General features: G+C 59.2%; 18 protein-coding genes. 11 read left to right on the forward strand and 7 right to left on the reverse strand.

Features of this window, described 5'->3' with window-relative positions:
* Positions 1–63 precede the first annotated feature (63 nt).
* The 4 genes from G7025_RS22400 to G7025_RS22415 are packed head-to-tail and all read right to left on the reverse strand — an operon-like array spanning position 64 to position 1,071.
* On the reverse strand, positions 64–411 hold the full coding sequence (locus G7025_RS22400; RefSeq protein ID WP_181081254.1) for a hypothetical protein: 348 nt from the start codon (positions 409–411) through the stop codon (positions 64–66).
* Complete coding sequence (locus tag G7025_RS22405) at positions 404–571, reverse strand: hypothetical protein (protein ID WP_181081255.1); 168 nt, start codon at positions 569–571, stop codon at positions 404–406. Before G7025_RS22405 ends, G7025_RS22400 begins: the two co-directional genes overlap by 8 nt.
* On the reverse strand, positions 568–801 hold the full coding sequence (locus G7025_RS22410; RefSeq protein ID WP_181081256.1) for an Arc family DNA-binding protein: 234 nt from the start codon (positions 799–801) through the stop codon (positions 568–570). Before G7025_RS22410 ends, G7025_RS22405 begins: the two co-directional genes overlap by 4 nt.
* Before the next feature lie 48 nt (positions 802–849).
* On the reverse strand, positions 850–1,071 hold the full coding sequence (locus G7025_RS22415; RefSeq protein ID WP_181081257.1) for a hypothetical protein: 222 nt from the start codon (positions 1,069–1,071) through the stop codon (positions 850–852).
* 323 nt (positions 1,072–1,394) lie between these two features.
* Here G7025_RS22415 and G7025_RS22420 point away from each other — a divergent pair, with 323 nt between their 5' ends.
* From G7025_RS22420 to G7025_RS22435, 4 genes are all read left to right on the forward strand, one after another.
* The gene (locus tag G7025_RS22420) at positions 1,395–1,526 is read left to right on the forward strand and encodes a YHYH domain-containing protein (RefSeq protein WP_156338103.1); all 132 of its coding nucleotides are present in this window, start codon (positions 1,395–1,397) and stop codon (positions 1,524–1,526) included.
* A gap of 39 nt (positions 1,527–1,565) precedes the next feature.
* Positions 1,566–1,802 carry a hypothetical protein gene (locus G7025_RS22425; RefSeq protein ID WP_181081258.1) on the forward strand — a complete coding sequence of 79 codons (237 nt, stop codon included), beginning with the start codon at positions 1,566–1,568 and terminating at the stop codon, positions 1,800–1,802.
* 48 nt (positions 1,803–1,850) lie between these two features.
* Complete coding sequence (locus tag G7025_RS22430) at positions 1,851–2,369, forward strand: BRCT domain-containing protein (protein ID WP_181081259.1); 519 nt, start codon at positions 1,851–1,853, stop codon at positions 2,367–2,369.
* Positions 2,370–2,546: 177 nt separating this feature from the next.
* The gene (locus G7025_RS22435) at positions 2,547–3,452 is read left to right on the forward strand and encodes a hypothetical protein (protein ID WP_219855411.1); all 906 of its coding nucleotides are present in this window, start codon (positions 2,547–2,549) and stop codon (positions 3,450–3,452) included.
* 58 nt (positions 3,453–3,510) lie between these two features.
* Here the strand turns inward: G7025_RS22435 and G7025_RS22440 are convergent, their stop codons facing one another.
* Positions 3,511–3,798 carry a type II toxin-antitoxin system RelE family toxin gene (locus G7025_RS22440; protein ID WP_181081260.1) on the reverse strand — a complete coding sequence of 96 codons (288 nt, stop codon included), beginning with the start codon at positions 3,796–3,798 and terminating at the stop codon, positions 3,511–3,513.
* Positions 3,788–4,075, reverse strand: coding sequence for a type II toxin-antitoxin system Phd/YefM family antitoxin (locus tag G7025_RS22445; RefSeq protein WP_181081261.1), 288 nt, complete (start codon positions 4,073–4,075; stop codon positions 3,788–3,790). Before G7025_RS22445 ends, G7025_RS22440 begins: the two co-directional genes overlap by 11 nt.
* A 396-nt stretch (positions 4,076–4,471) precedes the next feature.
* Between G7025_RS22445 and G7025_RS22450 the strand changes: the two genes are divergently transcribed.
* Complete coding sequence (locus G7025_RS22450) at positions 4,472–4,789, forward strand: helix-turn-helix domain-containing protein (protein ID WP_034099046.1); 318 nt, start codon at positions 4,472–4,474, stop codon at positions 4,787–4,789.
* Positions 4,790–4,840: 51 nt separating this feature from the next.
* Here G7025_RS22450 and G7025_RS22455 read toward each other — a convergent pair whose 3' ends face one another.
* Entirely contained in the window at positions 4,841–5,266 is a 426-nt protein-coding gene (locus G7025_RS22455; protein WP_181081262.1) for a hypothetical protein, read from the reverse strand.
* Positions 5,267–5,856: 590 nt separating this feature from the next.
* Here G7025_RS22455 and G7025_RS22460 point away from each other — a divergent pair.
* From G7025_RS22460 to G7025_RS22485, 6 genes are all read left to right on the forward strand, one after another.
* Positions 5,857–6,525 (forward strand): GntR family transcriptional regulator, encoded by a 669-nt coding sequence (locus tag G7025_RS22460; RefSeq protein WP_181081263.1) that lies wholly within the window; start codon positions 5,857–5,859, stop codon positions 6,523–6,525.
* Positions 6,526–6,586: 61 nt separating this feature from the next.
* Entirely contained in the window at positions 6,587–7,393 is an 807-nt protein-coding gene (locus G7025_RS22465) for an ABC transporter substrate-binding protein (protein ID WP_181081264.1), read from the forward strand.
* A gap of 11 nt (positions 7,394–7,404) precedes the next feature.
* Positions 7,405–8,181 (forward strand): amino acid ABC transporter permease, encoded by a 777-nt coding sequence (locus tag G7025_RS22470; protein ID WP_181081265.1) that lies wholly within the window; start codon positions 7,405–7,407, stop codon positions 8,179–8,181.
* 2 nt (positions 8,182–8,183) lie between these two features.
* A complete protein-coding gene (locus G7025_RS22475; protein WP_181081266.1) occupies positions 8,184–8,963 on the forward strand; it encodes an amino acid ABC transporter ATP-binding protein in 780 nt (259 codons plus the stop codon).
* Positions 8,964–8,999: 36 nt separating this feature from the next.
* Positions 9,000–10,610, forward strand: a complete 1,611-nt coding sequence (locus G7025_RS22480; protein WP_181081267.1) for a gamma-glutamyltransferase family protein — start codon at positions 9,000–9,002, stop codon at positions 10,608–10,610.
* 120 nt (positions 10,611–10,730) lie between these two features.
* On the forward strand, positions 10,731–13,136 hold the full coding sequence (locus G7025_RS22485) for a TonB-dependent receptor (RefSeq protein ID WP_181081268.1): 2,406 nt from the start codon (positions 10,731–10,733) through the stop codon (positions 13,134–13,136).
* Positions 13,137–13,200: the final 64 nt, after the last annotated feature.

Consider the following 13,200-nt stretch of genomic DNA (forward strand, 5'->3'; position numbering starts at 1 on the left):
GCTCTCAGGAAGCGCGGCGCGGTCTCTTTGGTGGGTAATGCAGTTGACTTGGCCATGGAGTCATCACTGTTCGATAGAGGACGTTGTTTGCACTGACTTCCTGACGGGAAAAGCCTCGCCCTCCCATATGCCGGGTTTGCCACGTATCGCGCCATGGAGGCCGTATCGGTGGGGCTTCTTGCTGGCGAATAGCTTTTCACACGCCTTTAGCAGGGCCTTTTCGTCGTCCACTGCCAACAACTCCTGGCCAGCCATCGAGCCCACCTGAATCCAGCCGGATTTGTCGCGTCCGTAGTTTTCTGTCTTGAACAAGCGATACCTGTTCCGGTGTCCGGTACCAGGTGAAGAGGTCTCGGTGTTCATGTAGAGCGCCACGACATCGAGGCGCACCCGCAGTACTGTCTTAACCATCGAGTTCACCACCGTGAAAGTGGTCTGCCAGCACCCGGCGCGCGTCGATCCCGCACGATGCTGAAATGGCGTAGATCTGGCCGAAGGTGGTTTCCCGACGCAGCAGGGCGTTGAACAGCTCGATCAGGCGATCGCCCAATTGTCCGTTGCGGCGGTTCATAGATCCGAACTCACAGCAGGTGGGAGTGGAGCGACGGCACTTGCCAGCGCCTTCAGCAGCAAGGCTTGGCGATTCTGTCCGTCCAGATACTGGAGCACGGCTTGGACGAATACGCTGTTCATGCTGCGGTCCGCGGCGTTCGCAGCCGCTTCAATGTCAGCCCGTAGGCCGTCAGGCAGTCGCACCACAAACTTGTCAGCGGTGCGGGAATCGTATTGGTTGATGCTCATGATGATCTCCTGGCGAACTCTCAAAATATTGGGAGCTGAATGAATGGGTTAATCGCCTGATTTCGGCGTGGTGATGAGGAGGAATAAGCAAGCACTCGCAATGAGCCAGACTGCGGTACCGAAGAAAGCCGTTGTCACGTCGAAATCCGAGGAGCTGCTGATCAGGTCGCGGGCGGCAAAAAGCAGCCAGGCGCCAGAGGCGATGATGTAGAACAGTATGGAAATCATCACTTTGAATAGCTGAAACGGTGTGATGGGCTTAAGTGACATTCACTTTCTCCAGGGCGAGCAAGGGCCCGCCGCGTTGTTGGCTTTCTTAAAAAATTGAGGTGCTCTTGTTTCGCCATGAGGTGGCAAAGGAGTGGCTATAAATTAGCAATGGCTAAATAAATTAGCAAATTATTTTTTCTGATTTCGGTTTGCTAATTTACATGCCGAAATAAAACCCGCCTTGGGTGGCTCGTAGTGGCGAAGTAATGGTGCTAAATTTTGCACACCAGTCGCGCTTGGGTAATCAGCCGCGCCGGAGGAGCGTAGGACATACGACCTCTCAGATTGACAAGACACAAAATAACAATCACAGGAAGTGAACTATGAAAATTATCACCCTCGTACTCGCGACAGTTCTTGCTGTCACCTCTGTATCTGCAATCGCTCACGGCGGTCGTACCGACAAGCAGGGGTGTCACAACGATAAGAAGGCGGGTACACGGCATTGTCACTGATCTAAGCCCGGATTCAGTGTTGCCTTGTAGAAAGCTGGCATGCACCTCGCGAACCCATCCCAATTGCGCCGCGACCTGAAAGAGGCTGCGGCCCTATGTAAGTGGTTGGGCATCGATCTGGTGCGGGCAGTTGTGCGGCTATCTGAGGCTGGTCAGGAAGATGAAGCCAAGGATTTGCAGAGGATTGCAGCGAGCTACCAGGATGTCGAGGACAGGCTGGCGGGCCATGCGGATGAGGTCAATGCTGGAAGAATTTTGCGTGGGAAGGCTGAGTAGAAAGCGCAACGAATCTGGTCATTCGACCAGCACAAGGGAGCGAGTCTGGTGACAACCATCAAGTTCAGTTACAGGGATGCAAAGGGTGATTTGAGTCATCGCGAGCTGATCCAGTGGTCAGAGAACTCGCTCTACATTCAGGGGAGATCTGCTGCTGACTCATTCCCTAAAACCTTCAGGAAAGACCGCATAGTTGAAGTCTACTTTGGTTCGGAGCTGTTGCTGAATGACGCCGCACCACCTGCTCCAGAGCTGCTGCAAAAAACACGACCCTCGGCCAAAGCTGTGTGGGCTGCTACTTCCCAGCATCCATCGCCAAAGGCAACGCTTGGCGGTATTAACCAAATTCTTTTCACGGGCTTTGCGGCGGTATACCGAGCCGAGCTTGAGCAAAAAGCATTAGATTCAGGATTCAAAGTGATGAGTACACCTGGTAAAACGCTGACCTTTCTCTGCTATGGCGATAACGCTGGACCTACTAAGGTTGCGAAAGCCCAGGAGGCCGGGGCCTTCATCATTGATGCTGAGCAGTTTCTGACTTTGATAATGACCGGCGAGATGTCTTAGCGGGAGCGGGCATGGCGTGACGGAATGTTGTAGCAGGTTGTGCGGATAGGTTGAAAGCGGGAAGGTTCGTTCGACTAGCGAGTACTTAGCATCGGCAAGCAGGAAACGCTTGGACGCTATATCAAGCGCACATGCACACCACATAAAACCGTTTTAAATCAGATGGATATGAGAAAAATGGCTAATTTGCCCACCAGCCCTAAATCACAGATGCCTTTAGCAATTGATGCTCAGATTGAGATCGATGGCATTGGTATGGGCGTACTTTCGGATGGTACGCCTTTTCTAACTGCGCGCGGTCTGGCCCGATTATGTGGCATTCAGCACACGTCGATCTTGGATATTGCAAACGACTGGGCATCGAATAGGCCGGCAATTACCAAAATTCACTCGCTGCTTCAAACACATGGGCTGACCTATGAGGAGCCTTACACAACGGTTGTTGACAAAGGCACGATGTCACATGCGTACCCAGATGGCGTCTGCTTGGCGATCTTAGAATATTACGCATTTGAAGCAGGAATAAATCGTAAAGACGAAGCACTGATGAACTTCAGGCTTCTTGCTGGTAAAGCTCTTCGAGACTTCATTTACACGCAGGTCGGATACGATCCAGAGAACCACGTTCCCACTCAGTGGAAGCAGTTCCACGATAGGATGTCTCTGGTCTACAACGCGGTACCAGCGGGTTACTTTGGGGTGTTCAAAGAAATCGCTGATATGGTCGTCCATCTTGGGCAGAGCGGAATTCATATTGATAGCACCTTTGTTCCTGACGGTAGCGTGGGAATACATTGGGCAAAGCATTGGAAGACCGCTGAGTTAGAAAACGTTTACAGCCCACGAATCAAATACGAACACAACTACCCAGATTATTTCCCGCAAGCCCTGTCGAACCCTCAAGAGTCAAACTGCTATCCAGAGTCCGCCCTGGGGGAGTTTCGGAGGTGGTTCCGTGAGGTATACATAGGCGCTGGCAAGTTTGAGGCGTACCTGACAACGAAGGTCAAAGCCAAGGCTCTGCCGATATCTGTAGCTCAGTTAGCCATTTCTTCGTACGCAAATCAGCAGCTTCTCAAGTAATAGGCTTTTTCGCTGTATAGAGCTCGGCCCGGCCTCGCGCCGGGTTTCTTGTCTCTGCCTACCGCTTCCCCGCCTGCTGATACACAGAGCTTCGCTCGCGTTTGCCGACAGCCAGCACCAGGATGACAATTCGCTCGTCCTCAACGCGGTACACAAGTCGGTAGCCGGCGCCGCGCAATTTGATCTTGTAGCAGTCCTTCATGCCATGAAGCGCATCGCCTGGCACTCGCGGGCCGGACTGCCGCTCCTGGAGCTTTTTCAGAAACTGGAGGCGTATTGTTCCGTCGAGTTTACGCAACTCCTTCAGTGCCTTCGGATCCCACTCAACCTCGTACTCAGCGGCCATTGGCGATATCTGCCTCTGCCTCGCCAATCAGATCGTCCAGAGATACCCGAACAGGTGTTTCTTTAGCATCGAGCCGAGCCTTGACCAGTTGGACCAGCTCCAGTTCGTCCAGGCGCTCAACCATCGCCTCGTAGACGTTTGCTGGAACCATGTAGCCCATAACGCGGTTGTGGTTCAGCACAGCCACAGGCATGCCGTTGGCGCCGCTCAAGACGGAGGAGGGGTTCTTCTTGAGTTCAGATACGCTGACGGCCACATCAGCCAGAATATTTTGCATAGATAAGACTCCTAGATAGGTCTTTATTCTGGTCTTTTTGTCATGGTGTGGCAAGCGCCTGCTATGTGCTCAGTACATGCTCGGGCACTTGTAGAGGCTAATCGCTGAGCTGTCTAGGCTGGTGCTACCGACTATATATAGCGTTTGAATGTTGGCCTTCTGTGCAATAAAGCCTTCACAGGAGTAGCTGCACATCATGATCCTGGCAGTGAAGCAAATGTTCTGCAGCCTCAGCTTGTACAGGTCTTGAGGCCAAGTCATGCAGTCGTAATCACCGCCAATGGGGCAGGTGACTCTCTCAAGTCCGCCAGAGGTCAAGACTGTTGACCCTGCCAGGTTATCAATATCTTCATATCCCCACGCCGCCTGGCTCAGCCCAGCAATGATCAGCGGCAAATGAAAAAGAAGCGCGATCTGTTTGCTGAGCTGATGCAAGGCGTAAACGAGATGGGCGAGCACCGGCAAGGGAAGATCACACTTCGACAGTACGAAGTTGAGGCTCTTGCGCCTCCAGAGGTGACGGCTGCTGAGATCGTTTCCATCCGTGAGAACCTTCACATGTCGCAGCCGGTTTTCGCCCGGCAAATCAGGACTAGCCCTGACACGCTGAAGAACTGGGAGCAATCGAAGTCAAAGCCAAATGCCCAGGCGGCGCTGCTGATTAAGTTGGTTCAGCGCTTCCCTGACATGGTTGAGCGACTCAACGCCGTTTGAAACGATGATTACCTTGAAGCCCGGCCAAGTGCCGGGCTTTCTGCATCCGGCTCAAGGCTTTTCAGCGTTGGCCTTCTCAAGCAGGGCGGCTATGCCCTCAAGCAGAACCAAGTCCGACTCCTTGAGTCTTCCCTTCGCCGCAGCCCTGGCGAGTTTCTCGATAACCGCAACTGCCCGCGGCGTGGCCTTGTCCTGAAGGGCCTGGTAAGCAGACGCCGCCTCTCGCACCACATCCTGACGACTGTACTCACCCTCGATCAACGCCGGCCCGTGCCCATTCGGGTTGACCAGCACACCAGGCGTGAGCCCGATTTTCTGCTCGAGGTTGAGCGCTGCCTTCTCGCCTAGGGAGCGATGCCCATTGAGGATCTGTGACAAATACGAAGCGTCCAGATCGTGCTGGTCGGCGAAGTCTTTCTGACTGAGTGGGCCGATGACGCGCCGCAGCGCGTCGACCCGAAGAGTTTTGATATCCATAGGCGATAGTGTCCCTGCGTTAGCAAACAGTAAATTATAAAATGCTATTTCTATCTAAATTAGCAAAATGTAATCTTAGCTTCTTTCGGAGACTAACATGACGCTACTCGAACTCATCCGGTCCCTCGACACACCTTTCGGTGGAGTCGGTGGCCAAGCGCAGCGGCACCAGCGCCGGGAACTTTAAACAGATCGCCCATGGCTTTCGCCGGGCAGGCCCAGACCTCGCCATCAATCTTGAGCGGGAGTCGAGCAGGGCGGTTACCTGTGAAGAGTTCCTGTCCGAACGACGAATCGCACCGCCCAAACCTGGAGCAATTTCTCCACATTCTGGTGCACAGCAAGAACGTTGAACCGCTGGATCACCTGGTCAACACATTGGGCTACCCGGCACTTTCCTGCACACAGATGGCGCCTCTGCTGAGCCATTTGGTAGCACATTCGATCTTCAATCAATCCGGCCATGACGATGGCATTTCCATACTGCGTGCCAAATCAAACACTTAAGCAGTGCCCATCGCACCTGGCACACATTCTGCTCTGTTTGTATTCGTGGATAATTGGATACAAAAAGTCAAAAGGTGCTGCCAATGCAATTTGCTCCCGTTTACAGTGATCGTCAGCCGCTGACTGCCGAGGAGGAGGCCTATAACTTCCTGCTCGATGCGATCTGCGGCGGACGCTATCGCAAAGGTGATCGGTTGATTGCCGAGGACATTGCCAGCGAGATCGGCATGAGCCGCATGCCGGTGCGCGAGGCGTTTCGCCGTCTGGATGCTCAAGGCCTGGTGACCTTGCGTCCCAACCGCGGTGCGATCGTCAGTGGCCTGGACATTGACGAGTTGCACGAGGTTTTCGAAATGCGCAGTGCCCTCGAAGGCCTCGCGGTGCGTGTGGCGGTCGGGCGCATCGGCGAGCGTCAATTGGCGGCGCTGGAGCGTCTGCTGGATGAAATGGATGACTACCGCGATGAAAGCGCCGAGTGGGTCATCCGACATCGCGCCTTCCACGAGTACTTGTGCAGCCTCAGCGGCCGGCCGCGGTTGATGAAGCAGATTTCGGCGTTGTATTCCCTGGTCGAAGCGCCAATGCGGTTGTGGCTGCAGCACGGTGAAAAGCCCCTCAGCGCGCGCCAGGAGCACTCAGTGATCCTGGAAGCGATCCGTGCCGGCGATGCGGCCCGCGCTGAGGCGGTGGTGCGTGAGCACATCGAAGGCACTGTGCCGGCGCTGATCCAATTCCTGCAAACAGAACAATAAGATCCATTGTGTTTTGACGTTGAGTCCTGCCCCGTTTTTCAACGAACTGGAGTGTCTGGTCATGCATAAACACCGCGCCTTGCTGGTGGCTGTCTCCCTCGGTCTGTGCACGCAATGGGCCGTCGCCGCGCCCCAAGTGCCGGAGCGCTTGCGCAACGTCGATAAACTCACTTATTGCTCGGGGATGGATTCCCCGCCGCTGGTGTCCTTCGATGAATCCCAGAAACCGCGTGGCCTCACCGTCGACCTGGGCCTGGAAATCGCCAAGCGCCTGGGCGACAAGCAGGTGCAATGGAAGGTGATTCCGTTCTCCGGGCTGGTGCCGGCGTTACTCGCCCAGCAATGCGACATGATCGTCGACCAGCTGTTCGACAAACCCGAGCGGCGGCAAGTGATCGACATCGTCAACTACATGTACTCCAGCCAGTCGGTGGTGGTGCCCAAGGGCAACCCCAAGGGCATCAAGACCCTGGATGAGCTGTCCGGCCACAAGGTCGCGGTGCTTAACGGCTCCACCATCAAGACCCTGCTGGACACGCAGAACGACAGCCTGGCCAAGGCCGGCAAGCCGCCGATGAAACTGGTGGTCTACAACACCGACACCGATGCCTTCCAGGCCCTGCGCATCAGCCAGGTCGACGCTTACGGCACCACCGTGGAAACCGCCGGTTATTACGCAGCGATGGCGCCGGACCTGTTCCAGGAGGGCGTGCCCGCGTTCAGTCGCATCCTCACGGGCCTGGGCATGCGCAAGGATGACCCGCAACTGACGGCGGCCGTGCAGCAGGTGATCAGCGACATGCGCAGCGATGGCAGCTATGCGCAGTTGCTGAATAAATGGCATGTCAGCAGCGACACACTCGACTGAGGTCCGGCGCGATGAACTTCAATTGGGATGTGTTCTGGCAGTACCTGTTACAGCCCAGCGGGGTGTACCTCACCGGGCTCTGGCTGACTTGCCTGATCAGTGTGCTGGCGATGCTGCTGGGCTGTGTGCTTGGCCTGGCGGCGGCGCTGCTGCGCCTGTCGAAAAACCCGCTGCTGCACCTGCCGGTGCGCTTTTACGTGTGGCTGATGCGCGGCACGCCGTTGCTGGTGCAGATCGTGTTTCTCTACACCGCGCTGGCGGCCGGCGGGATTTTCCGTTTTGAGGACATCGAGCTGTTCGGCCTGGTAGTGCCCGGCAATATCCAGGCGGCGATCATTGCCCTGGGCCTGAACGAAGGCGCGTATATGGCCGAGATCATTCGCGCCGGCATCGGCGCGGTCGACAAAGGTCAGTACGAAGCCGGACGTTCCCTGGGCATGGGTTTCGCCAAGTTGATGCGGCGCATCGTGCTGCCCCAGGCGTTTCGCGTGATCGTGCCGCCGCTGGGCAACGAGTTCAACGTGATGCTCAAGAACACCACCCTGGTCAGCGTGATCGGTGTGCAGGAACTGCTGCTCAGCACCCAGATGATCACCTCGGCGACCTTTCGCGTATTTGAGCTGTACCTGGTGGTCGCGTTGTACTTCCTGACGCTGACCACGCTGTGGGGCTTTTTTCAGCGCTGGCTTGAAGTCCGCTTCAGCCAGTCCGACCGGCCATCGGCGCCCCCGCCGGCCGCCGGCCGCATGTTCGGTCGCAGCACCCTGAAACTGCTGAGGGGACGTTAACCATGGCGCATCAAAGTGAAGAGTTGATCATCGAAGCGCTGGACATCCACAAATCGTTCGGCGCGTTGCAGATCCTCAAGGGCATCTCCCTGCAAGTGCGGCGCGGCGAAGTGGTGGTGCTGATCGGCGCCTCCGGTTCCGGCAAGACCACCTTTATCCGCTGCATTAATCTGCTGGAGGACATCCAGGGCGGGCGCATCCGCGTCAACGGCCGCGCCATGGGTTACCGCGAGCGCAGCGACGGCAGCCTGGTGCGCGATTCGGAGCGCAACATCGCCCGCCAGCGTCGTGACATCGGCATGGTATTCCAGCGCTTCAACCTGTTCCCCCATATGACCGCGCTGGAAAACATCATCGAGGCGCCGATCCAGGTGCTGGGTACCCCGCGTGCCGAGGCGTTGGAACAGGCGCGCGGTTTGCTCGCGCGCGTCGGCCTGGCGGACAAGGCCAACCATTACCCGTCGATGCTCTCCGGCGGCCAGCAGCAACGGGTGGCGATCGCCCGTGCGCTGGCGATGAAACCCCAGGCGATGCTGTTCGACGAACCCACCAGCGCCCTCGACCCGGAAACCGTCGGCGAAGTGCTGCAGGTGATGAAAGAACTGGCCGAGGAGGGCATGACCATGGTGGTGGTCACCCACGAAATGGGCTTTGCCCGTGAAGTGGCCGACCGCGTGGTGGTGCTCGACCAGGGCGAGCTCATCGAGCAAGGGCCGCCGGAACAGATCTTCAGTCATCCCAGCCACCCGCGTACCCGAGCCTTTCTCAGTCGCGTGCTCTGAGCGCACGCCAATCCCTCTTATTCAAGAGCTTTTGCCATGTTGAACTTCTCTGCCCACGAATATCCCTATGCGTCGCAACGCCAAAGCGTGTTCGCCCGGCGCGGCATGGTCGCCGCGTCCCAGCCCCTGGCCGCCCAGGCCGGTATCGAAGTCATGCAACAGGGCGGCAATGCCATTGATGCGGCCATCGCCACGGCGGCGGCGCTTACCGTGGTGGAGCCCACCGGCTGCGGCCTGGGCGGCGATGCGTTTGCGCTGGTCTGGTGCAAGGGCCAGCTGCACGGCCTGAATGGCAACGGTCACGCGCCGGCCGCGTTGAGCATCGAGGCGGTCAAGGGCGCAGGCCACGAGCGTATGCCGCTGTACGGTTGGACGCCGGTAACAGTGCCCGGCTGCCCCTCGGCCTGGGCGCAGCTGTCGCAACGCTTCGGCAAGCTGCCCTTCGACGCGCTGCTGCAACCAGCCATCCGCCTGGCACGGGACGGTTTCCCGCTGTCGCCGGTGGTCGCCCATCAATGGCAACTGGCTGTGAACGAATTCAGCCCCCATCGCGACCCGGTGCTCGATGCCTGGTTCGACACCTTCCTCATCGATGGGCGCGCGCCCAAGGCCGGGGAGATGTTCCGCAATCCGGCCCAGGCCCGCACGCTGGAGGAGCTGGCCGCCACGCGCTGTGAAAGTCTGTATCGCGGCGCACTCGCCGAGCGCCTGGACGCGCATTCCCGTGCCACTGGCGGTTACCTGCGCGCCAGTGATCTGGAAGATTACCGTGCACAGTGGGTGGCCCCCATCCACATCAACTATCGCGGCGTCGACGTCTGGGAAATTCCACCCAGCGGCCAGGGCCTGGTCGCCCTGATGGCGCTGAAAATCCTTGAAGGCTTCCACTTCGATCACCGCGACAGCGCACAGACCTGGCATCGCCAGCTCGAAGCCATGAAGCTGGCCTACAGCGACGGCCTGCACTACATCACCGATCCACTGCACATGCGTATGGCGGTGGACGACCTGCTCAGCGACAGCTACAGCACCCGGCGTCGCGGGCAGATCGGCGAACAGGCGCAACCGCCCAAACCCGGCGACCCGCACGCCAGCGGCACCGTGTACCTGGCGACCGCCGACGCCGAAGGCAATATGGTCTCGTTTATCCAGAGCAACTACCACGGCTTCGGCTCGGGCGTTGTGCTGCCCGACAGCGGTATCGCCCTGCAGAACCGTGGCCAGGAATTCAGCCTCGACCCGGCCCACGCGAACTGCCTGGCCCCTGGCAAGAAAACCTTTCACACCATCATCCCTGGGTTTCTCACTCAAAACGGTCACGCCCTCGGGCCGTTCGGCGTGATGGGTGGCTACATGCAGCCCCAGGGCCACGTGCAAATGGTGATGAACCTGGTGGACTTCGGCCTCAACCCCCAGGCGGCCCTGGACGCGCCGCGCTGGCAATGGCTGGGCGACCTGAAAGTCGGCATCGAACACGGGGCCTCCCGCGAGTTGGCCAACGCCCTGTCGCGGCGCGGCCACCAGGTGCAGATCGCCAGTGACCTCACTGACTATGGGCGCGGCCAAATCATCCTGCGCGACCCTGTCAGTGGCGTACTCTGCGGCGGTACCGAACCGAGGGCGGATGCGCATATCGCGGTGTGGTGAGCCGAGCAGGGGCGGGACTGTCGCTGCCCCTGTTGTTTTGGAAAAGGTTGGTCGAAGCTGTCCCTTTTTTTCACCTCGCCTGTCATTCCAGGCAAGTGAACAAAATCGAGAGCTTCTCCAATGCCCGTTTTCCGACCCCTGCGCTTGCGCCCTTTGCTGAAACTGAGCCTGCTGGTGAGCCTGAGTACCAGCCCGTTGTTCGTCCCCGTCAGCTATGCCGAAGACAGCGCCGCGCGCCGCAGCTATCAGGTGCCGGCCGGCAGCCTGAGCGCGGCATTGACCCGGTTTGCAGGGCTGGCGGGCGTCAACCTGTCGGTGGACCCGGCGCTCGTCAGCGGGCGCAGCAGCGCCGGCCTGTCCGGCGAGTATGGCGTGGAGGAGGGCTTCGCGCGCCTGCTGCAAGGCTCCGGCCTGCAACTGCAACCCATGGGCGAGCAGGCCTACATGCTGGTGCCCCAGCCGGACGGCAGCAGCCTGGAACTGGCGCCCACCTCGATTCTCGGCACCACCGGCCTGTACGACGGCGACAGCTATTCCGGCGGCCAGGTGGCGCGACGTGGCTCCCAGGGGCTGCTGGGCACGCGGGACTTCATGGAGACCCCGTTCAGCATCACCACCTACACTCAGGAAGCGGTGAAAAACCAGCAGGCGCGCACCCTCGGCGACCTGATCGCCAGCGACCCTTCGGTGCGCGCCACCAACCCGGCCGGTGGACGCTACGAGCAATTCACCATCCGGGGGTTCAGCCTGTTCAACAGCGATGTGGCCTACAACGGCCTGTACGGCGTGCTGCCCACCTATAGCATCGACATGGAAATGGCCGACCGCGTCGATATCCTCAAAGGCCCGAGCCAGTTGATCAACGGCATCTCGCCGCGAGGCAGCGTCGGCGGTGGCATCAACGTGGTGCCCAAGCGTGCCACCGACAAGGACATCACCTCGCTCACCGGCACCTGGGCTTCCGACAGCCAGGCCGGCGGCGCGGTGGATGTGGGCCGGCGCTTCGGCGAGGACAATCAGTTCGGCCTGCGTTTCAACGGCGTGAAACAGTCCGGCGATACCGAATGGGACCACCAGAGCGTCGACCGCGAGATGGCGGTACTGGGCCTGGATTTTCGCGGCGAGCGCCTGCGCCTTTCCACCGATATCGGCCACACCGAGCGCGACACCGATGCGCCCCAGGAGCGCGTGCAAGTCGCCGCCGCCGCCCCGGTGCCCCGCGCCAGCGATGTAAGCCGCAACTATGCGCAATCCTGGAGCAAGGCACGCACCAACGACACGTTCGGCACGGTCAACGGCGAGTTCGACCTCAGCGATAACGTGATGCTCTACGGGGGTGTCGGCGCGCGCAAAAGCAATCACGATTTCCTGCGCCATGCGGTATCCGTCAGCAATGCGGCCGGCGCGTTCAGTGTGCAGCCGCGCGACTTCACCCGCGATGAAAACGTACGCACCGCCACAGCGGGCGTGCGCAACTGGTTCCACACCGGGCCGGTGACCCATGAGGTCAACCTGGCGGCCAGCTATTTCTATATGGACTTCACCAACGGCGGCGCGCGCTATGCGGCCGCGCCGAGCAACCTGTACGACCCGGTGCAAACGCCGACGCCTTCAACGCCTACGCGCCAGGACGCCAAGGTCTACACCGAGAACACGTTCAGCGGCCTGGCGTTGTCCGACACCCTGGGCTTTTTCGACGATCGCCTGCTGCTCACCCTGGGTGCGCGCTGGCAGCGGGTGAAGGTCGACGACTGGAGCGACGGCGTCAAAGGCGACACCGCTTACGACGAAGAAAAAATCTCGCCTTCGGGCGGCCTGCTGTTCAAGGCCACCGACAAACTGTCGCTGTACGCCAACTACATGGAAGGCCTGAGCCAGGGCAAGATCGCGCCGTCCACCTCGGTCAACGAAGACCAGATCTTCGCGCCGTTCATCAGCCGCCAGGTGGAAGTGGGCGCCAAGTACGACGCCGGTGCCTTCGCGGTGACCGCCGCCGTATTTCGCATCAAGCAGCCGGCCTACGAGACCAACGCCACCACCCGCGTATTCGGCCCCAACGGCAAGCGCCAGAACGACGGTGTGGAGCTGAGTGTGTTCGGCGAACCGCTCAAGGGCGTGCGCCTGCTGGGCGGCGTGATGTACATCGACAGCGAACTGAAAAACACCACCAACGGCACTTTCGACGGCAACCGTGCGCCGGCCACGCCCAAGTACAACGTCAACCTCGGTGCCGAGTGGGATGTGCCAACCCTCGAAGGCCTGACCCTGACCAGCCGCGGCATCCATTCCAGCTCGCAATACCTGGACCAGTCCAACGTCAAGGAAATCGACGCCTGGAACCGCATCGATGTCGGCGCGCGCTACGCATTCAAGGTGGATGACAAACACATCACCCTGCGCGCCAACGTGGAGAACGTCGCCGACAAACGCTACTGGAGCTCCGCGGGCGCCTCGGACGACAGCGAACCGGGGCTGACCCTCTCGACGCCGCGCACCTACCTGCTTTCCGCCACCGTCGATTTCTAAAGGCAGATCGGCATGGAAAAGCGGGCTTGCTCATCACAGCAAGCCCGTTCACCACAGCGTTATG

It is taken from the genome of Pseudomonas lurida (assembly GCF_013522705.1).
GTDB lineage: Bacteria > Pseudomonadota > Gammaproteobacteria > Pseudomonadales > Pseudomonadaceae > Aquipseudomonas > Aquipseudomonas quebecensis.

Coding starts and splice junctions, on each gene's coding strand:
- G7025_RS22465 (WP_181081264.1), top strand. CDS start 6,587: ATGCATAAACACCGCGCCTTGCTGGTGGCTGTCTCCCTCGGTCTGTGC.
- G7025_RS22470 (WP_181081265.1), top strand. CDS start 7,405: ATGAACTTCAATTGGGATGTGTTCTGGCAGTACCTGTTACAGCCCAGC.
- G7025_RS22480 (WP_181081267.1), top strand. CDS start 9,000: ATGTTGAACTTCTCTGCCCACGAATATCCCTATGCGTCGCAACGCCAA.
- G7025_RS22400 (WP_181081254.1), bottom strand. CDS start 411: ATGGTTAAGACAGTACTGCGGGTGCGCCTCGATGTCGTGGCGCTCTAC.
- G7025_RS22450 (WP_034099046.1), top strand. CDS start 4,472: ATGAAAAAGAAGCGCGATCTGTTTGCTGAGCTGATGCAAGGCGTAAAC.
- G7025_RS22405 (WP_181081255.1), bottom strand. CDS start 571: ATGAACCGCCGCAACGGACAATTGGGCGATCGCCTGATCGAGCTGTTC.
- G7025_RS22485 (WP_181081268.1), top strand. CDS start 10,731: ATGCCCGTTTTCCGACCCCTGCGCTTGCGCCCTTTGCTGAAACTGAGC.
- G7025_RS22420 (WP_156338103.1), top strand. CDS start 1,395: ATGAAAATTATCACCCTCGTACTCGCGACAGTTCTTGCTGTCACCTCT.
- G7025_RS22460 (WP_181081263.1), top strand. CDS start 5,857: ATGCAATTTGCTCCCGTTTACAGTGATCGTCAGCCGCTGACTGCCGAG.
- G7025_RS22410 (WP_181081256.1), bottom strand. CDS start 801: ATGAGCATCAACCAATACGATTCCCGCACCGCTGACAAGTTTGTGGTG.
- G7025_RS22435 (WP_219855411.1), top strand. CDS start 2,547: ATGGCTAATTTGCCCACCAGCCCTAAATCACAGATGCCTTTAGCAATT.
- G7025_RS22440 (WP_181081260.1), bottom strand. CDS start 3,798: ATGGCCGCTGAGTACGAGGTTGAGTGGGATCCGAAGGCACTGAAGGAG.
- G7025_RS22425 (WP_181081258.1), top strand. CDS start 1,566: ATGCACCTCGCGAACCCATCCCAATTGCGCCGCGACCTGAAAGAGGCT.
- G7025_RS22415 (WP_181081257.1), bottom strand. CDS start 1,071: ATGTCACTTAAGCCCATCACACCGTTTCAGCTATTCAAAGTGATGATT.
- G7025_RS22455 (WP_181081262.1), bottom strand. CDS start 5,266: ATGGATATCAAAACTCTTCGGGTCGACGCGCTGCGGCGCGTCATCGGC.
- G7025_RS22445 (WP_181081261.1), bottom strand. CDS start 4,075: ATGCAAAATATTCTGGCTGATGTGGCCGTCAGCGTATCTGAACTCAAG.
- G7025_RS22475 (WP_181081266.1), top strand. CDS start 8,184: ATGGCGCATCAAAGTGAAGAGTTGATCATCGAAGCGCTGGACATCCAC.